Source organism: Flavobacteriales bacterium (assembly GCA_016700415.1).
GTDB lineage: Bacteria > Bacteroidota > Bacteroidia > Flavobacteriales_F > PHOS-HE28 > PHOS-HE28.
The window spans coordinates 2133955-2151949 of the sequence record CP065018.1 but is presented as its reverse complement, the minus strand read 5'-3'; the positions used below and the strand labels follow the sequence as shown (position 1 = coordinate 2151949).

Annotated in this window: 16 protein-coding genes; 14 read left to right on the top strand and 2 right to left on the bottom strand. The window is 58.5% G+C overall.

All coding sequences use genetic code 11. The features are described 5' to 3' along the window. Positions 1 to 28 precede the first annotated feature (28 nt). The 9 genes from IPP95_08970 to frr all read left to right on the top strand — a co-directional run bounded on the left by IPP95_08970 (position 29) and on the right by frr (position 8122). Positions 29 to 1201 (top strand): OmpA family protein, encoded by a 1173-nt coding sequence (locus IPP95_08970; GenBank protein QQS71328.1) that lies wholly within the window; start codon positions 29 to 31, stop codon positions 1199 to 1201. Positions 1202 to 1376: 175 nt separating this feature from the next. Further along, positions 1377 to 2774, top strand: a complete 1398-nt coding sequence (locus tag IPP95_08965) for a TolC family protein (GenBank protein QQS71327.1) — start codon at positions 1377 to 1379, stop codon at positions 2772 to 2774. 2 nt (positions 2775 to 2776) lie between these two features. Continuing rightward, positions 2777 to 3475 (top strand): tRNA (adenosine(37)-N6)-threonylcarbamoyltransferase complex dimerization subunit type 1 TsaB, encoded by a 699-nt coding sequence (gene tsaB, locus IPP95_08960; GenBank protein QQS71326.1) that lies wholly within the window; start codon positions 2777 to 2779, stop codon positions 3473 to 3475. A gap of 317 nt (positions 3476 to 3792) precedes the next feature. Continuing rightward, entirely contained in the window at positions 3793 to 4221 is a 429-nt protein-coding gene (gene rplM / locus IPP95_08955; protein QQS74234.1) for a 50S ribosomal protein L13, read from the top strand. A gap of 2 nt (positions 4222 to 4223) precedes the next feature. Continuing rightward, positions 4224 to 4610, top strand: a complete 387-nt coding sequence (gene rpsI, locus IPP95_08950) for a 30S ribosomal protein S9 (protein QQS71325.1) — start codon at positions 4224 to 4226, stop codon at positions 4608 to 4610. Between the two features lie 143 nt (positions 4611 to 4753). Next, positions 4754 to 5695, top strand: coding sequence for a 30S ribosomal protein S2 (rpsB, locus tag IPP95_08945; GenBank protein QQS71324.1), 942 nt, complete (start codon positions 4754 to 4756; stop codon positions 5693 to 5695). A 63-nt stretch (positions 5696 to 5758) separates the two neighbouring features. Next, positions 5759 to 6586 (top strand): elongation factor Ts, encoded by an 828-nt coding sequence (locus tag IPP95_08940; GenBank protein ID QQS74233.1) that lies wholly within the window; start codon positions 5759 to 5761, stop codon positions 6584 to 6586. Positions 6587 to 6665: 79 nt separating this feature from the next. Next, the gene (locus IPP95_08935; GenBank protein QQS71323.1) at positions 6666 to 7394 is read left to right on the top strand and encodes a UMP kinase; all 729 of its coding nucleotides are present in this window, start codon (positions 6666 to 6668) and stop codon (positions 7392 to 7394) included. 167 nt (positions 7395 to 7561) lie between these two features. Next, positions 7562 to 8122, top strand: a complete 561-nt coding sequence (frr, locus tag IPP95_08930) for a ribosome recycling factor (GenBank protein ID QQS71322.1) — start codon at positions 7562 to 7564, stop codon at positions 8120 to 8122. 218 nt (positions 8123 to 8340) lie between these two features. Here frr and IPP95_08925 read toward each other — a convergent pair whose 3' ends face one another. Further along, positions 8341 to 8919, bottom strand: coding sequence for a hypothetical protein (locus tag IPP95_08925; GenBank protein QQS74232.1), 579 nt, complete (start codon positions 8917 to 8919; stop codon positions 8341 to 8343). A gap of 141 nt (positions 8920 to 9060) precedes the next feature. Continuing rightward, complete coding sequence (locus tag IPP95_08920) at positions 9061 to 10083, bottom strand: SPASM domain-containing protein (GenBank protein QQS71321.1); 1023 nt, start codon at positions 10081 to 10083, stop codon at positions 9061 to 9063. A 142-nt stretch (positions 10084 to 10225) separates the two neighbouring features. Here IPP95_08920 and IPP95_08915 point away from each other — a divergent pair, with 142 nt between their 5' ends. The 5 genes from IPP95_08915 (at position 10226) to IPP95_08895 (ending at position 17959) form a co-directional block, all read left to right on the top strand. After that, entirely contained in the window at positions 10226 to 12724 is a 2499-nt protein-coding gene (locus IPP95_08915) for a carboxypeptidase-like regulatory domain-containing protein (protein ID QQS71320.1), read from the top strand. Between the two features lie 75 nt (positions 12725 to 12799). Then, the gene (locus tag IPP95_08910; GenBank protein QQS71319.1) at positions 12800 to 15220 is read left to right on the top strand and encodes an MMPL family transporter; all 2421 of its coding nucleotides are present in this window, start codon (positions 12800 to 12802) and stop codon (positions 15218 to 15220) included. After that, positions 15217 to 16077: a glucose-1-phosphate thymidylyltransferase RfbA gene (rfbA, locus tag IPP95_08905; protein QQS71318.1), complete on the top strand. Its 861-nt coding sequence runs from the start codon at positions 15217 to 15219 to the stop codon at positions 16075 to 16077. The genes IPP95_08910 and rfbA overlap by 4 nt, the downstream gene beginning before the upstream one ends. A gap of 38 nt (positions 16078 to 16115) precedes the next feature. Then, a complete protein-coding gene (locus IPP95_08900; GenBank protein ID QQS71317.1) occupies positions 16116 to 17060 on the top strand; it encodes a polyprenyl synthetase family protein in 945 nt (314 codons plus the stop codon). A 56-nt stretch (positions 17061 to 17116) separates the two neighbouring features. Further along, entirely contained in the window at positions 17117 to 17959 is an 843-nt protein-coding gene (locus IPP95_08895) for a hypothetical protein (protein QQS71316.1), read from the top strand. Positions 17960 to 17995: the final 36 nt, after the last annotated feature.

The window sequence follows — 17995 nt, the reverse complement described above, 5'->3', positions numbered from 1 at the left end:
TCGCACCCTGCTCCTTTGCCTGCCGCTGATGTCGGCGGTGCAAGCCCAGGTCCGTCCAACGGACCCGGGTGATTGCGTGGGAGCGATCTTCATCAAGGACTCCATCCTGGTGTGCGACCGCCCCGGCCGTGGTTTCGGAAATATCCTGGAGATCAAGGAAAATCCGGCGACGGACCTCCAATGGTTGGAGCGGGAGCATCACTCCACATGGTATGTGTTCCGAGCACCGGTGAAGACCACGCTCACCTTCGACATCATTCCGAAGGATCCCGAGGATGACATCGACTTCCTGCTCTTTCAGGGTGCCGTTCCGGACATCTGTAGCAAGATCGCTAATAGGGAAGTACAACCTGTACGAAGCAACATTTCAAGGAACGACAAGAGCCTGAACTCGATGTGCGGCCTGAGCGAGGACGCCGAGAACGATTTCGTGCGCTCCGGCGTGGGCACTTCCTACAGCCGTGCAATAGAAGTGGAGGACGGCGAACTGCTCTATCTGCTGGTGGACTATCAGGACCGGCCCAGGGACGGGTTCACCTTGCACTTCCACTATGATCCCCCGCCACCTCCGCCAGCGGTTGTGGTGTTGCCCCAAACACTTCTGATCGACATCACTGACGCGTCCACAGGCGCCCCCGTGAACGCTGCCCTCACGGTGGAGGGCATGCGCTTCGATTCCATCGTGGAGGCCAAGGGGAAGAGCCATTATGAGTTCCGGATGGACAACTACCGGAAACTGCGGATCAACTGCCTGAGGAAGGGCTACATGTTCCAGACCGATCGTGTTAAGCCCTCCGGAGATGAGCAGCTACAGGTGAACATCAAGCTCACGCCCATCAAGCCGGGAGCACGGGTGGTGTTGGACGACATCCGCTTTGTGGGGAATGACAGCAAAGTGATGCGGAGTTCCGAAGGCTCGCTTTACTTGCTCTTGCATTTTATGGAGCAGAACCCTTCGACAAAAGTGGAGATCCAGGGCCATGTGAACGGCCCCACTTACAAGAAGAACACGAATGAATTCGTGGAGTTGAGCACCGAGCGCGCACAGACGGTCTACAACTTCCTCCTCATCAACGATGTGGATCCTTCGCGCCTCTCTTATGTGGGCCTGGGCAATGCGCACATGCTTTTCCCTGAACCGAAGAGCAGGACCGAGAGCGAAGCCAACCGTCGCGTTGAGGTGCGCATCACGGGCATGTGAGCCCGATATCAGCGGTCGCGTCCGCTTTCCTGTGCGTTGAGTTGCTGACCCGCGCCATCCGCACGTTTCTTTTACCGCTCATCCCATAGGTTTGATGCTGCATTCCCACGCGGCTACTTTTGCTTCGGGCCTTCCCAATGGCCGAACCCGACCTATGCGGATCAATTTTCTTCTCTTGTCCATCACTATGGCACTTGGCGCGGTGGGACAGCAGCCCTGGACGCTGGACCAGTGCATGCAACGGGCGCAGGAGCGCAACCTGGACCTGCGCAACGCGACGCTGGACGTGGACCTTGCATCGAATGCCCACGAGCAGGCGTACTGGTCTTTCCTGCCGAACCTGAACGGAGCCGCCACCCATGGTTACAACTGGGGGAAGACCATCGACCAGTACACCAACACTTTCGCTACGGACCGTGTCCGGACCAACAACCTCTACCTCAACAGCGATGTCATGCTGTTCCAAAGCGGCCGGAAGCACCAAGTGCTGAAGCGTTCCGCGCTGGACGAGCAAGCGGCGGAGAAGGGCTTGGAGTCCCTGCGCAATGACATCAGCACAGCGGTGGTACGGGCCTACTTGGACCTGCTCGGCCTGCGGGAGCAGCTTCGTGCCGCGAACGACCAGGCAGCCTCCACGAGGGAACAGTCCACTGTGACCCAAGACCTGCTCGACGCCGGCCGGGTGGCGCGCGCCGACCTGTTGGACATCCAGGCGCAGTTGGCGCAGGAGGAATACACGGCGGAAAATTTGAACATCCAAGCGGAAAAGGCCAAGCTCACGTTGGCCCAGCTGATGCAGTTGACCCCGGAAGAGGAGAAGGCCTTCGACGTCACCGCCCCGGCGATCAGCGAATTGAACATCGTGGAGCCCACGGCTACCGACGAAGAGGTGCTAAACAAGGTGGTCTCCACCAATCCTGCCTATGCACAGGCGGACCTCAGTGCACAGAGCGCCGAGCGTGGCATCGCCATCGCCCGGTCCAATGCGCTGCCATCGCTCTCCTTCAATGCCTCATTGGGCACGGGTTACTCGGGCCGCAATCTGGAGGCTGTCGGCGATCCCACTCCGGACGGGTCCATCCTGATCGGTGCCACCGGGGGCGGTGAGCCGGTCTATGCGCCCAATTTCAGCCAGGACACCCGTGTGAAATCCTTCTCGCAGCAGCTGAACGACAACCTGAACGAATCCGTAGGCTTCACCTTGAGCATACCCATCTTCAACAACATGCAGAACCGCTATGCCACGGATCAGGCGCGGATCCAGCAGCAGCGGGCCAAGAACGACCTCCTGAAGCGCCGGAACGCCCTTCAAGTGGACGTGCAGAACGCGCTGACCGCCCAGCGCGGCGCTTATCGGCAATACATCAGCGCGAAGCTCGCCGTGGACGCCTCGGAGGAATCGCTCCGCATGGCCAATGAGCGTTTTGACCAGCATGTGATCACGGCCACCGACCTCAACGTCGCCAAGGCCCGGCTCCAGCAGAGCACCTCGCAGCTGATCAATGCCAAGTACACCTACCTGATGGCGCAGAAGTCGCTCGACATCCTGCAAGGCATTCCGGTAACCCTCTGACCGTGGCGCTGCTGCTCGCATTCGATACCGCCACCCCGCACCTGTCCGTGGTGCTGAGCGAGGGTGCCCGTCCGTTGGCCTGGCGTGAGGACACCAGCGAAAAACTGTCGCACGCGGAACGGCTCAACGTCTTCATCGGGGAGGTGATGGAAAAAGCCGGCCGAAGTCTGAAGGACTTGGATGCTATCGCCGTTGGAACGGGACCTGGATCCTATACCGGGCTGCGGATCGGTCTTTCCGCGGCAAAAGGCCTGTGCTACGCCTTGGACAGGCCCTTGATCGGCATGGGCACGCTGGAGGTGCTGCTGGCCCAATTCCTTGAGGAGCAAGGTGAACAAAGCCCGGATGCCGTTCTCATGCCCATGGTGGACGCCCGCCGTATGGAAGTGTACACGCGTGCGTTCGGGGCGGATGAAAGGCCGCTGGATGAAACCGCGCCCTTGATCTTGGACGAGGCCTGGTGCGAGGCCCGACCGAAGGAAGGACGTACAATCGTTTTCGGCAACGGCGCGGACAAAGCGACAGCCCTCTGGCAAGCCTACACTGCGATCACGTACCTCCCGCATATCCGACCGGACGTCAAGGGGTTAGCTCGCTGCGCGGAACGCCATTACCGCAAAGGCCGCTTCAGCGGCTTGGCCTATCTGGTACCGGAGTACGGGAAACCGGCGAACGTGGCCCAGAAACGGGGTAGGGAGTAGTCGTACTTTTTACCACAGAGGCACAGAGACACGGAGGTGTTTTACAATGACCGGAGAATGCCTACTGTTACTGTCGACGGCCACTTCTACTGCCTACTGCCTACTGCCTACTGCTTACTGCCCCCTGCCCCCTGCCCCCTGACCCCTGACCTATACCCTGCATTCCTCCGTGTCTCTGTGCCTCCGTGGTGAATACCCGAGTTTCCACGATCCGTTGTTGGTTTTCCGGAAAAGCCATTATCTTCGCGCCCCCTTAGCCGGGCATAGACTCATTCAACACCCCCAGTACCGTGGCATCCACGACTCACACCACATCCATGGCCAACGCGGCCACCACGCAGAAGGAATGGCTTCTGGTGGACGCTGAGAACGAGGTCATCGGCCGCGTCGCCAGCAAGATCGCCATGCTCGTGCGCGGTAAGCACAAGCCCACCTTCACCGCCCACGTCGATACCGGTGACCATGTCATCGTGATCAACGCCGAAAAAGTGCGCCTCACCGGCAACAAGATGGCCGATAAGGAATACCAGCGCTACAGCCTTCATCCGGGAGGACAGGTGCGCGAGCCGGCCGAAAAGCTGATGGCCCGCAAGCCTTACGCCCTGTTGGAACACGCCGTCCGCGGCATGTTGCCTAAGACGCGCCTTGGCCGTGCCCAGTTCAACAACCTTCACGTGGTGGTGGGTACCGAACACAAGCACAGCGCGCAAAAGCCCCGCATGATCGACCTCAACACCATCAAGTAAGTATGGAGCCCATCAACAGCCTTGGCCGCCGGAAGACCTCCGTGGCACGCGTAGTCCTCAGCGAGGGCAACGGCAGCATTTTCGTCAACGGCGTGGAAGGGAAGGAATACTTCCCCATCACCACCCAGCAGTTCAAGCTTGAGCAAGCTTTCAAGCTCACCGATACCCTGGGCAAGTACGACGTCACGGTCAACGTGCGTGGCGGAGGCATCACCGGTCAGGTGGAGGCCGTGCGCTTGGGTATTGCCCGCGCCTTGGTGGCGATGGACGAGACCCTGAAGCCCGCATTGAAGGCAGAGGACCTCATGACGCGAAACCCCTGTGAGGTGGAGCGCAAGAAGTTCGGCCGCAAGAAGGCACGTAAGCGTTACCAGTTCAGCAAGCGTTGATATCCCACGCTTGTTGATGCCCGCCAGAGCTACGGTGAAGGCGGGTTCAGCATCCAATTCAGCCAGACCCGGGAAACCGGCTACCGCGCTGAATGCCTGCACAACGGGAAAAAGGAAAGTGAACCCAAACAACAGTACCTCGAATGGCTCGTATTGATTTCGACACCCTGCTCGACGCAGGCGTACACTTCGGCCACCTGCGCCGCAAGTGGAACCCCAACATGGCCCCCTACATCTTCGCTGAGAAGAAAGGGATCCACATCATCGACCTCAACAAGACCTCCGTCAAGTTGGAGGAGGCCGCCAATGCCTTGCGCCAGATCACGCGCAGTGGTAAGAAGGTGCTCTTCGTGGCCACCAAGAAGCAGGCCAAGGACATCGTCACCGCCAAGGTGAAGCCCACTGGCATGCCGTACGTCACCGAGCGTTGGAGCGGCGGCATGCTCACCAACTTCGGTACCATCCGCCGGGCCATCAAAAAGATGTCCAACATCGACCGCATGAAGGTCGACGGCACCTTCGAGAACATGAGCAAGCGCGAGCGCCTTCAGGTGAGCCGTCAACGCGAGAAGATGGAGAAGAACCTCGGCAGCATCGCCGACCTCACCCGTCTGCCCAGCGCCTTGTTCATCGTGGACATCGTGAAGGAGCACATCGCATTGGCCGAGGCCCGCAAGCTGGGCATCCCCACCTTCGCCATGGTGGACACGAACAGCGATCCCTCCTTAGTTGATTTCCCCATCCCTGCGAACGACGACGCCACCAAGAGCATCGAGCTGATCGTGGACACGATGATCGCAGCTATCCAGGAAGGTGTTGAGGAGCGCAAGCGCGACAAGGACAGTGGCACCGCCACGCCCGATGAGGACACTGAGGAGGAAGGCGACGAGGCAGTGGCTGAAAAACACGGTCGGAAGCATACCGGCAAGAAAACCGCTGAGAAGCTTGCTGAACCCAATGCCGAAGCCGCACCACAAGCTGCCGCTGAGACAACCCCGGCAGCTGAGCCCGACACACATGAGGAGGTCGCCGCCGAAGCCGGGCACACGGGTGCGGACGCCGGTACGGAAGAGCCCCAGGCCTGATCAAGGGCGGCCCGAAGGGCCCCCGGTTTTATTTAACGTCAACACATAAGCATGAGCACGACCATGGCCATTACCGCCTCTGAAGTGAACAAGCTGCGCCAAATGACGGGCGCCGGCATGATGGATTGTAAAAACGCCCTCACGGAGGCCAATGGCGACTTCGACGCTGCCATCGACGTCCTCCGGAAGAAGGGCCAGAAAGTGGCCGCCAAGCGCGCCGACCGCGACGCTGCTGAAGGACTGGTACTTGCCAAGACCAGCGCCGATGCCAAGAAAGGCATGTTGGTGAGCGTGAACTGCGAGACCGACTTCGTGGCCAAGAACGCTGACTTCAGCGCCATGGCGGAGACCATCGCCGAGATCGCGCTGAAGAACATGGCCGCCGATGCCGACGCGCTGAAAGCCCTGCCTTTTGGCAATGGCCTCACTGTTGCCGAGAAGCTTACCGAGCAGACCGGTGTGATCGGCGAAAAGATCGACGTGAATTACTGCCAGCCGCTCGAGGCGGAATACGTCTACGCTTACAACCACCCCGGCAACCGTGTGGCGAGCCTAGTGGGCTTGAACAAGGTCGGCCACGAAAGCGTGGCCAAGGACGTGGCCATGCAGGTGGCCGCCATGGGACCGATCGCCTTGGACAAGAGCAGCACGCCCCAAAGCGTGGTGGAGAAGGAATTGGAGATCGGCAAGGACCTCGCTATCCAAGAGGGCAAGGCCCCGGAAATGGCCGAGAAGATCGCCCAGGGCCGCCTGAACAAGTTCTACAAGGAAAGCACCCTGCTCTCCCAAGAGTTCATCAAAGACAACAAGATGAACGTGGAGCAATACGTGCAAAAGGCCGACAAAGACCTGAAGGTCACCGGCTTCAAGCGCCACGCATTGGGGGCTTGATCATTATACTGGATCACGGAATGGGGGAGGCTTCGGTCTCCCTCTTTTTTTGTGCCGTCCCCCCTATTTTCGCGCACCGATGAGCGACCCCACCCCCCCCCGCACGTACAAGCGCATCCTGTTGAAGCTTTCCGGAGAAAGCCTGATGGGCGAACAAGCCTACGGCATCAGCAGCGCAAGGCTGAAGCAATACGCGGAGGAGATCGTGGCCGTATCCCGCAGCGGTGTGGAAGTGGCCATTGTGGTAGGCGGCGGTAACATCTACCGGGGCATCCAGGCGGCCGCGAACGGCATCGACCGCGTGCAGGGGGACCACATGGGCATGCTGGCCACCATGATCAACAGCTTGGCGTTGCAGAGCGCCTTGGAGGTGGCGGGCCAGAAGACGCGGTTGCTGAGCGCGATCAAGATGGAGCAGATCGCGGAGCCCTTCATCCGCCGCCGGGCCGTGCGCCACTTGGAAAAAGGCCGCATCGTGATCTTCGGGTCCGGCACGGGCAATCCCTACTTCACCACCGACAGTGCCGCCAGCCTGCGGGCCATCGAGATCGAGGCGGACGTGATCCTCAAGGGCACCCGCGTGGACGGCATCTACACCGCCGACCCGGAAAAGGACCCCACTGCCACGCGCTATGAACGCATTTCCTTCGAGGAGGTCTACGCCAAGGGCCTTACAGTAATGGACATGACGGCCTTCACCCTGTGCCGCGAGAATAAGCTGCCCATCATCGTGTTCGACATGAACAAGCCGGGGAACCTTGGGAAGTTGATCAGCGGTGAGCCTTTGGGGACCATCGTTGAGTTTTAAGTGTGAGAGCACCGGAGGCAGCTCTGGCTTTCTACCGCAAAGGACGCAAAGGGCGCAAAGAAGGATGTGATAGTATTCCTTCGTGGGCTTCGTGTCCTTCGTGGAACTTTTTACTTTCTCCGCGTTCCCCACTATTGCGGTAAATTCGCAGCCTTTCCCTGAAGAACATGAGCGATACAGCATCCCTGATAGCCCAATGCGAGGACCTCGACCGCAAGGCCGTTGACCATTTGGACAATGAACTGGTGAAGATCCGCGCCGGCCGTGCGAACCCCGCGATGCTGGAGGGTATCCGTGTGGACTACTACGGCAGCGAGGTGCCCCTGACGCAGGTGAGCAACATCAACACGCCGGACGCGCGTACGCTCTTGATCCAACCTTGGGAGAAGAAGATGATCGATCCGATCGAGAAGGCGATCCAGGCCGCGAACCTCGGCTTCAACCCCAGCAACAACGGGGACAACATCATCATCCTCGTGCCGATGCTCACCGAGGACCGGCGCAAGGACCTGGTGAGGGCGGCAAAGGCCGAGGGCGAGCATGCCAAAGTGAGCATACGCGGGGCGCGTCAGAAGGCCATGGAGGGCATCAAGAAGCTGCAGAAGGACGGCCTGCCCGAAGATGGTGCCAAAAGCGCGGAGGCCGAGGTGGAAAAGGTCACGGGCATCTGGAACAAGAAGGTGGACGCCTTGATCGAGGCGAAGGAGACGGATATCCTGAAGGTGTGATCACGATCATCCAATTGGATGATCTTTCAAGATAGTTGAGCTCCCGCCACTCCTTCCTGCCCCGTATTGTATGAAAGGTTCTCTGGATGTGGTCCCCCGCGAGACGACCATGGATCCACTCAGGAACGGAAAATGCCGCAAGGCTGCGACCGATCGCAGCCTTGCGGCATTTCTTTTGACGGTTTCAACAAGAGAGCTTTCGCTGCCCCGTCCTACTCCTACTTCAGCTTCTTGCTGATCATCTTTGAAAGCGTCTTCCCTGTCTTGGCATAGCTCTCACCGATACGGTCCTCATTGCTGAAGGTGCCTTGGTAGGTATCGCCGGGTGCATCCGTTGCGCTGATCTTCACCAAGACCTTGCTCTTGTCGTCCGTCTGTACTAGCGTGAGGTCGGTATTCAGCTTTGAACCCTTCTTCATGACGCCGACATTGTATCCGGGGTAGAGCCAGACGGCATCAACGACCAAGGTGTACTTGGCATCGGAGTCGCTTTGCTTGAATTTGATCCCCTCAGTGCGGTTGATGAGCTCCATGAATTTCGGCTCCCAGATCAGTTCGCGGCTGGCGATCCATTTCTTCTCCCAAGTCTCACCTTTGTCAGCGCCCTTCTCATTGAGTTCTTTCTTGCGTTCTTCAATGTAGGCTGCTTCGGTACGATCGTCATTGAACATTTTCAAGTTGTCGTACACGAACTCGACGTTCACTGTTTTTTGGCCCTTCAGAACGGACAGGTCGCCTTTCTCCACTTTCATTTTCTGCGCCATGCAGCTGAAGGCGACCAGACCGGCCACGAACATCAGGGGGGATCTCAGGTTAATCATCGGAAATTTGGTCTTGAGCAGGGTTTGTGTTTTGAGCCGCGAATATAGGTGCAGCCAGTTGCTCACGAACCTAAAGATCTGAGGGAGGTGATCACGTATTAATGAAGGTTTCCGGCGCTATGCCCACACAGGGCTGCCCTCGCTGCAGTTGCGGCACATGTCAATGTCGCTGCGTGATCGCAAGAGCGTAGCGCGGAACGCGTTGTATGCCTCGCCGTTCCACACCTCGTGGAAGCTCTGCTTGCTCAAGTCGCCCAGTACGTAGTGCGCGTCCTTGTCGAAACAGCAGGGCACCACGCGGCCGTCCCAGGTGATCACGCAGCTGTGCCACATCTTCCAGCAGTGGTCGTCCAAGGCGTTCTTCACTTCCCAAATACCGTTCGCATTCCGCTTGTATCGGGAATACTTGTCCTGCACGGGGATCAGCGGATGATCGTCCTTCGGGTCGTAGATCTGTGCGGTCTTCAGCCACAGGTCGTCCACGCCGATCTGCTTGGCGAGCTTGCGCGCTTCCGGTATCTGGTGCTCGTTCGGCCTCACCACCAGGAATTGGAACACCACGTGGGGCGTGCGGCTCTTCAGTTTTTTCTTCCACTTCACGATGCGCTCGGCACCTTCGATCACCGCGGCCAACGTGCCTTCTTTACGGTAAGCGGAATACGTGTCCTGATCGGTGCCGTCGAGCGAAATGATGAGCCGTGACAGCCCACTGCGCACGGTAGCCTCGGCCTTGGCCTCATCGAGGAAATGTGCATTGGTGCTGGTACTGGTGTAGATGCCCTGTTGGCTGGCATACTTCACCATGTCCAAGAAGCCTGGATTGATGAAGGGTTCGCCTTGAAAATAGAACGTGAGCGCCCAAAGGTCTTGGGCCAGCTCATCGATCACTTTTTCAAAAAGGCCGTGTTTGAGGTTGCCGGTGGGCCGTGTAAATGCACGCAGCCCACTTGGACATTCGGGGCAACGGAGGTTGCACGCGGTGGTGGGCTCGATGCTGATGCTGATCGGCATCCCCTTGATGTGCGGCACTTTCGTGCGTTTCGCCTCGCGGAAGCTGCTCCAGATACCGTACGCGTTCCGGGCACGACGCGCCGTAAGCGCGCGGGACCAGAGGCGGGCATCGCGGAGCTGGGGAAGCATGGCCGCAAGGTACTGGGTCAGTGGAGAGTTATCCGTTGTTAGTTGTCAGGGTGACCTCGCCTGAAAACGGACAACTGGCAACTGACGACTATACTGTTACTTTTCCCCGACTTCCCCGTCACATATCCATTGGAACCACGTTATGCCCTTGATCCGGTCACTTGTACTTTGCCTTGCACTTCTCGGAACGCTGTTCGCATCCGCACAGCACGTTGTTACGGGCCGCGTACTGGATGCCGCTACGCGCGAGCCGCTGGCCTTTGTACCCTTCGTCATCGAGGGCACGCACATCGGTACCACCTCGGACATCGATGGCCGCTTCTCGCTTCCCGTTCCGCAACTACCTGTGACCCTACGGGCCAGCTACGTGGGCTATGATCCCCTGACGATCACCATCAACGATGAGAAGCCCGTGATGGTGTCGCTCACCGCAAGCAACACGCAATTGCATACGGTGGAGATCGCTCCCACGGAGAACCCCGCGCACCGCATCATCCGCCGGGTGTACGCCGACCGCAAGGAGAACGACGGCATGCGCTACCGGAGCTACCGCTACACGAGCTACAGTAAGAGCGTGTTCGATGCAACCTCGGACATGGAGAAGGTAATGCCCAAGGACACGATGGCCGACACGGGACCGGACACCACCTTCATGGCCGCCTCACGGGATACCACGGTCGCGGACACCGCCAAAACGGACAGCTCCACCACCAAGTTGTTGGAGCTTCTTGAGCACCAGCACCTCTTCCTCATTGAAAGCGCGACGCAGAAAAGCTTCAGGCCACCCTCGGCCGAGAAGGAGACCGTGCTGGCCATGCGCGTCAGCGGCCTGAAGAACCCGTCGTTCCTGGCGATCGCGGCGCAGACCGCCACCTTCAGCATCTATTCGCCGCAGATCGACATCGGCGATAAAAGCTACCTCGGCCCCATCGGCCCGAGCAGCACCAACAAGTACTACTACCACTTGGAAGACACGCTTTACCGGGGGAGGGACAGTGTTTTCGTGATCAGCTACCGGCCACGCACGGGCACAAAATTCGAAGGACTGAAAGGCTTGCTCTACATCAATACGGACGGCTATGCGGTGCAGAACGTGACCGCGGAACCCGTGGAGAAAGACGGCATCAGCATCCGCTTTCAACAGAAGCACGAACGGCTGCCCACGGCGGACGGCGGCACCGCTTGGTTCCCGGTGCAGCTCAACACCTTCGTCTACTTCAGCGGCCTTAGCCTGAACGGTCTGGGGATCTACGGTGAGGGCCGCATCTACCTGAAGGACATCGAACTGGACGTGGACGTGGCGCGGAAAGAGGTGCGCGGCCCGGAGCTGGTGATGGACAAACTGAGCATGCGCAAGGACGATGCCTACTGGAAGGGATTGCGATCGGATTCCTTGGGCGCGAAGGACCTGCGCACTTATGCGATGATGGACAGCCTCGGCGAGGAGGAGCACTTCGACCGCAAGCTGAAGGCGCTCAATGCCCTGGTCTCCGGCCGACTGCCGATCGGCTCGGTGGACCTGTTGTTGACCCGGATATTGAACTACAACGGCTATGAGGGCTTCCGCTTGGGCGCCGGGCTGGCGACGAACGACCGGATCACCAAGTACGCCTCGCTCGGCGGCTACTTCGCATACGGCTTCAGGGACAAGAACTGGAAGTTTGGCGGCGACCTCACCGTGAAGCCGTTGTTCGGTCGGGACTTTCATGTGAAATTCAGCTACGAGAATGATGTGGCGGAGACCGGTGGCGTGGACTTCCCGGGCCGGGTCAGCATGTTCACTCCGGAGAGCTATCGGATGTATTACATGGACCGCATGGACCGCATCGAGAGCATGGCGGGGGAGGTGATGCTCCGTGTGGGCAGCTCCTTGAAGATCTGGGCGGGTACAGAGCGGGCATTGCGGGTGAACGACATCGGGTACCGGTATGTGAAATCCGCTGCGGAGGATGTGACCCTGCTGCGAAACGATTTCCTCACCGGCTCCGTCAACCTGGCCCTGCGCTGGGCCTTGCATGAACGCTTGGCGCGCCTGCCGGACCGGGAGATCTCCTTGGGGACGAAATGGCCGATCGTCTATGTGCAGGCCATGCGTTCCTTTCAAGGGCTGTACGATGGCGAATGGGAGACGTGGCGCGTGAACACCATGGTGGAGAAGACCTTCAAGCTCCGGCTGGTGGGCGACCTTTCGGTGCAGCTCTTGGGCGGCATGGCCGATACGGAAGCTCCGATGCCCTTCCTCTACAACTTGCGCGGAACGGGCGGCAAGCTGTTCCAGATCTCAACGGACAATACCTTCCAGACCATGCGCCCGAATGAGTTCTTGGCTGACCGCTATGTCTCGGCCCATGTGCGGCATTCCTTCGGCACGCTCTTGCTGAAAGGCAAGCACTTCAGGCCGAAGCCGAGCATTTTCGCCAGCGCCGCCTTCGGGGAAATGCAGTCCCCGGAAAACCATCGGGGTTTGGAGTTTTCGGCCATGGAGAAGGGCTATTTCGAGACCGGCCTCCGCATCGATGACCTCTACAAGGCGAATTTCATCGGTTTGGGCGTGGGCGCGTTCTACCGCATAGGGCCTTACGCATTTCCGGAGGCTTCGGACAATGTGGCGCTCAAGTTGGCGGTAACGGTAGGTTTTTGACCGGGGTACGCCTGCTTTTCGCACTTTTGTCGCTTATTCGTGCCAGCCCCTTCTGGCGGAAACCCTTCAACGGACATGTGGTCTTGGCTGGCTGGCCGTGTTTTGCGCAATCGTATCGGGATCCTCACGGTGGTCGGGGTCCTCACGGCCTTCATGGGCTACGAGGCTACAAAGGTGCAGATGAACTACAAGCACGGCGGACTGCTGCCCAAGTCCGACCCGGCCTACGGTGAATACGAGCACTTCCTGAAGACCTTCAGCGCGGACGGCAATGTGATCGTCGTGGCCACGCAGGGCAAAGAACTGTACACGCCTGCGAACTTCAAGCAGTGGTACGAGCTGGGGAATGACCTGAAAGAGATCCCTGGCATCGACAGCGTGTTCAGCGAGGCGAACCTCTTCACCTTGGTGCGCAACGACAGCCTGCAGAAATTCGACGTGCGGAAGTTGATGACCGCCCTGCCGACCACACAGGTGCAGATGGATTCGCTGAAGCGACGCATCGACGACCTGCCGTTCTACAAGGGCCTGCTCTACAACGACAGCACCAAGGCCAGCTTGATGATGTTGTTCGTGAACGCGAAGCTCTTCGACACGAACGACCGGGAGCAGGTGATCGACGCCCTGGAGAAACGCGTCAATGAGTTCTCCGCCGCCACGGACCTCCCGGTGCATGAAAGCGGATTGCCGTGGGTGCGCGTGAAGAACACAAAGCTCATCAAGGGCGACATGCCGCGCTACATGCTGCTGAGCTTGGCCATCTGCGCCTTGCTGCTGCTGCTCTTTTTCAAGTCGTTGCGCGTGATGTTCATCTGCCTCGGCGTGGTGCTGATGAGCGTAGTGTGGGCCTTCGGCTGCATGGCCTTGTTCGGCTTCGGTGTCACGGTTCTGCAGTCGGTGATCGCACCGTTGGTGATCGTGGTGGGCGTGCCCAATTGCGTGTTCTTGGTGAACGCGTACCACCACGAATACGCGCATCATGGCAACAAGGCGAAGTCCTTGCAGCGCATGATCAGCAGGGTGGGCGCCGCCAGCTTCATGACCAACGCCACCACGGCCGCTGGCTTCGCCACTTTCTGTGTCACCTATAGCGATGTGTTGAAGCAGTTCGGCCTCATCGCCACCATCGGCATCATGGTGCTGTGGATCTTCGGTCTGCTGCTGGTGCCCATCATCTTCAGCTACATGCCTGCGCCCAAGGAGCGCCACCTCAGCCACTTGGAACGCCGTTGGCTGGACCGCGCTGTCGAGAAGATCGTGATGCTCTCCAAAGAACATCGCACGGCGATCTACATCGTCACGTTCTGCGTCACGGTCGTGGCCTGTTTCGGTATGACGAAATTGAAGGACGAAAGCCGTATCGTGGACGACCTTCCAGCGGACAATCCGGTGATCACGGACCTGCACTTTTTCGAGCGGAACTTCCACGGCGTGATGCCATTGGAGATCCTGGTGGACACCGAGAAAAAGGGTGGCGTATTGAAAAGCGCCACGCTGAAGCGTATCGACAAGCTCACGGATACGCTGGCCACCTATCCGGAGTTCAGCCGTCCGATCAGCATCGTGGATGCCGTGAAGTTCACGCGGCAGGCTTTCTACGGAGGCGATCCGTCGCGCTATGGCCTGCTCAGTAGCACCGACCAGCGTTTCATGTTGCCTTACCTTCAGAACATCGGTAGCGGAAAGGGGAAAGGCAACGCCACAACAGGCAAAGCCTTTATCGACAGCACACGGAGGACCACGCGCATCACCGTACAGATGGCCGACGTGGGCACTTCGCGCATGGACAAGATCCTCTCCAAGCTGCGCGCACAGACTGACAGCATCTTCCCTGTTGACCGTTACCACGTGGTCTTCACCGGTACCAGTGTGGTCTTCCTCAAAGGCAGCAGCTACTTGATCAGCAACCTGATCACCAGTTTGTTCTGGGCCATCATCATCATCGTGGTGCTGATGGCGCTGCTGTTCAACTCGCTCCGCATCCTCATCGTGGCGTTGATCCCGAACATGATCCCGCTCATCGTCACCGCCGGGCTCATGGGCTTTCTGCACATCCCGATCAAGCCCAGTACCATGCTCGTGTTCGGCATTGCACTGGGCATCGCAGTGGACAATGCCATCCACTTCCTCGCCCGTTATCGCCTGGAGGTGAAGCTCACCGGAGGTGACCTGGCGAAAGCCGTGGACAATGCTGTGCGTGAGGTGAGTGTCGGGATAATCTACACGAGCATCATACTGTTCGCAGGTTTTTCCATGTTCGCCTTTTCGCGTTTCGGTGGCATCCAAGCGTTGGGCATGCTCACCACCATGACGCTGCTCACGGCCATGCTCACCAACCTGCTGGTGCTGCCCTCGCTGGTGCTTTCGTTGAACAAGCGCATCATGTCCAAGGCCTTCAGCGAGCCCTTGCTCGAGATCTTGGACGAAGAAGAGGACATTGAATTAGGCGCGCTCACCGTGGAACGCCATAAGGACGAAACGACAGAACAGCAATGAAAGGCATCATCCTCGCCGGCGGGTCCGGCACACGACTGCATCCCCTGACGCTCGCGGTGAGCAAACAGCTTATGCCGGTGTACGACAAGCCGATGATCTACTACCCGCTGAGCACCTTGCTGGCGGCGGGGGTCCGCGAGATCCTCATCATCAGCACCCCCCACGATCTGCCGCATTTCAAGAAATTGCTCGGCGACGGAAAAAACCTCGGTTGTGAATTCGCTTACGCTGAACAGGCCGTTCCGAACGGCTTGGCGCAGGCCTTCGTCATCGGGCGCGACTTCATCGGAAAGGACTCCGTGGCGTTGATCCTCGGCGACAATATCTTCTACGGTGCGGGCCTCGGACGCAAGCTTGGCGCGAACACCGAACTCGACGGCGGCCTCGTCTTCGCGTACCACGTCAGCGACCCGGAGCGGTACGGCGTAGTGGAGTTCGACAAGGACAACGTGGCGATAAGCATCGAAGAAAAGCCCGCTAAGCCGCGCAGTAATTTCGCCGTGCCGGGCCTCTACTTTTACGACAACAGTGTGGTGGAAGTGGCCGCTGCGCTGAAGCCCAGCGCGCGCGGCGAATACGAGATCACCGACGTGAACAAGGAATACCTGAAACGCGGAAAACTGAAAGTGGAGATCCTCGATCGTGGCACCGCATGGTTGGACACCGGGACCTTCGCTTCGCTGATGCAGGCCGGCCAGTTCGTGCAGGTGATCGAGGAGCGCCAAGGCTTGCGCATCGGTTGCATCGAGGAAGTGGCCTTCAAAAAAGGCTGGATCGATGCGGAGCAGCTGAAGGCCGTGGCCACCCCATTGGTGAAGAGCGGCTATGGTGAATACTTGTTGAATTTGATCGGTTGAACCAGTTGTCAGTTGTTCGTTGTCAGTTGTCAGGACGCATGACCCAACACCGCAAGTTGATCGACGGGCACATCACGGCCTGGGTGAATGCCTTGCCGAAAGGGGGGCTTTATACGCCGATGGGCTACCTCATGGGCTTACCGGCAAAACGTGTGCGACCGGCGTTGGTATTGATGGGCTGCGAGCTTTTCGACGGTCGTGCGGAAGATGCGCTGGACGAGGCCTTGGGCATCGAGCTCTTCCACAATTTTACGCTGATGCACGACGACATCATGGACGCCGCACCCTTACGCCGCGGACAGCCCACCGTGCATGAAAAGTGGAACGTGAACACAGCCATCCTCAGCGGCGACGCCATGTTGGTGAAGGCCTATCAGCTGATGGCGAAGCGCCCCGACGTGTCCGCGATCTTCAGCCGGTACGCGCTGGAAGTGTGCGAAGGGCAGCAGCTCGACATGGAATTTGAGCGCCGCGATGATGTCACTACGGCTGAATACACTGCGATGATCCGCCAGAAGACGGCGGTGCTATTGGCCTGCGCATTGCGCGTAGGTGCTGCGGTCGCGGGTGCAAGCAAGGAGGACAGTGATCGCATCGGCGCGTTCGGAGAACACACTGGCCTCGCCTTCCAATTGCGCGATGATCTGCTCGATGCTTTTGGTGATCCCGCCAAGACCGGCAAGCAACAGGGCGGTGATCTGCGCGCAGGGAAGAAGACCTTCTTGCTGATCCGTGGTCTGGAGCTTAGCGCGACAAATAAGCGGAACGAGCTGCAAAAAGAATTAGCCAAGCCTGCCGATCAACGCGATGTGCCGCGCATGTTGCAAGCACTGGAAGAATTGGGTGTACGGGACGAGGCTGAACACGCCATACAAGCCGAGGACCGGAAGGCCGTGCAAGCGCTGGATGCGATCGCGGTGCCGGAGGAGCGGAAGGAGCCGTTGCGTGCGCTATCGGCGCAGTTGATGGCGCGGAGCTACTGAATGGGTTGGCGTAGTGGCGAAAGATACTTTGGCCCTTAGAGCCAAATTTGCAAGCGATGAACAACAGGGTGATATTCCGCTGGACTTTCAGTTTAATGGTGTTGCTATTGCTTTCTGGCTGCTCCAAAACCTACATGCAGATCTTTGATACAGAAGCCAAGAACGTACCGAACATCAATGATCAATGGGTGTATGAGAACGATACGGTCTCGATCATATATTCTTTCTGGGCATCGGGAGGAGCAATGTCCTTTGCCATCTACAACAAGACGGACCGACCGTTATTCATTGACTGGAAGAACTCCGCGTTGATCATCAATGACCAGAAGTTGAGCTATTGGATCGATCGTACGGTGATATCCAGCTCCGGCACGTCAACGTCTTCATCCCACGCATACTCGACCACAAATACGGAGTTGCCCGTATTCAATTGGGCCTACGTGCTTCAGTCAACCATGAATACGAGTTCGGCCACTGCTACTACTTTTCAATCGCACGGTACCATGGTCAAGGACGAACGAATTACATCACTTCCTCCCCATGCCTATGTGGGCATGAACAGGTATCGGTTCCGAGAGGAACTGTGGAAATTCAACGGTCCAAATGCGCGAACGGTAGAAGTTCCCAAGGCAAATGGACACGGCTATTCCTCTGTATCAGAGGAAGATTTTCGATCCGATACAAGCCCGTTGCGGATCCGGAATTTTGTTGCACTGTCCTTTTCGGAAACAATGGATAGTGTCTTCTATGTGGACAATTCTTTCTGGGTTTCCCGGGTGCGTGAAATGGGCTACAAGAACTTCCAAGGAAGGGTAATTGGCAAGGATGAAGATCGCTATCCCATTTATGAGAAAGCAGAAAAGAGGCGAACGGCCTTTTACTGGAAGTACGAGCAGTAGCAATGCTTGTGGCAGCGCACATTACGCTGGCAGTTA

What these genes read in the sequence shown, in the direction of transcription:
- IPP95_08970 (QQS71328.1), top strand. Translation starts at nt 29, where the DNA reads ATGTCGGCGGTGCAAGCCCAGGTCCGTCCAACGGACCCGGGTGATTGC.
- rplM (QQS74234.1), top strand. Translation starts at nt 3,793, where the DNA reads ATGGCCAACGCGGCCACCACGCAGAAGGAATGGCTTCTGGTGGACGCT.
- rpsI (QQS71325.1), top strand. Translation starts at nt 4,224, where the DNA reads ATGGAGCCCATCAACAGCCTTGGCCGCCGGAAGACCTCCGTGGCACGC.
- rpsB (QQS71324.1), top strand. Translation starts at nt 4,754, where the DNA reads ATGGCTCGTATTGATTTCGACACCCTGCTCGACGCAGGCGTACACTTC.
- IPP95_08940 (QQS74233.1), top strand. Translation starts at nt 5,759, where the DNA reads ATGGCCATTACCGCCTCTGAAGTGAACAAGCTGCGCCAAATGACGGGC.
- IPP95_08935 (QQS71323.1), top strand. Translation starts at nt 6,666, where the DNA reads ATGAGCGACCCCACCCCCCCCCGCACGTACAAGCGCATCCTGTTGAAG.
- frr (QQS71322.1), top strand. Translation starts at nt 7,562, where the DNA reads ATGAGCGATACAGCATCCCTGATAGCCCAATGCGAGGACCTCGACCGC.
- IPP95_08925 (QQS74232.1), bottom strand. Translation starts at nt 8,919, where the DNA reads ATGTTCGTGGCCGGTCTGGTCGCCTTCAGCTGCATGGCGCAGAAAATG.
- IPP95_08920 (QQS71321.1), bottom strand. Translation starts at nt 10,083, where the DNA reads ATGCTTCCCCAGCTCCGCGATGCCCGCCTCTGGTCCCGCGCGCTTACG.
- IPP95_08915 (QQS71320.1), top strand. Translation starts at nt 10,226, where the DNA reads ATGCCCTTGATCCGGTCACTTGTACTTTGCCTTGCACTTCTCGGAACG.
- IPP95_08910 (QQS71319.1), top strand. Translation starts at nt 12,800, where the DNA reads ATGTGGTCTTGGCTGGCTGGCCGTGTTTTGCGCAATCGTATCGGGATC.
- rfbA (QQS71318.1), top strand. Translation starts at nt 15,217, where the DNA reads ATGAAAGGCATCATCCTCGCCGGCGGGTCCGGCACACGACTGCATCCC.
- IPP95_08900 (QQS71317.1), top strand. Translation starts at nt 16,116, where the DNA reads ATGACCCAACACCGCAAGTTGATCGACGGGCACATCACGGCCTGGGTG.
- IPP95_08895 (QQS71316.1), top strand. Translation starts at nt 17,117, where the DNA reads ATGAACAACAGGGTGATATTCCGCTGGACTTTCAGTTTAATGGTGTTG.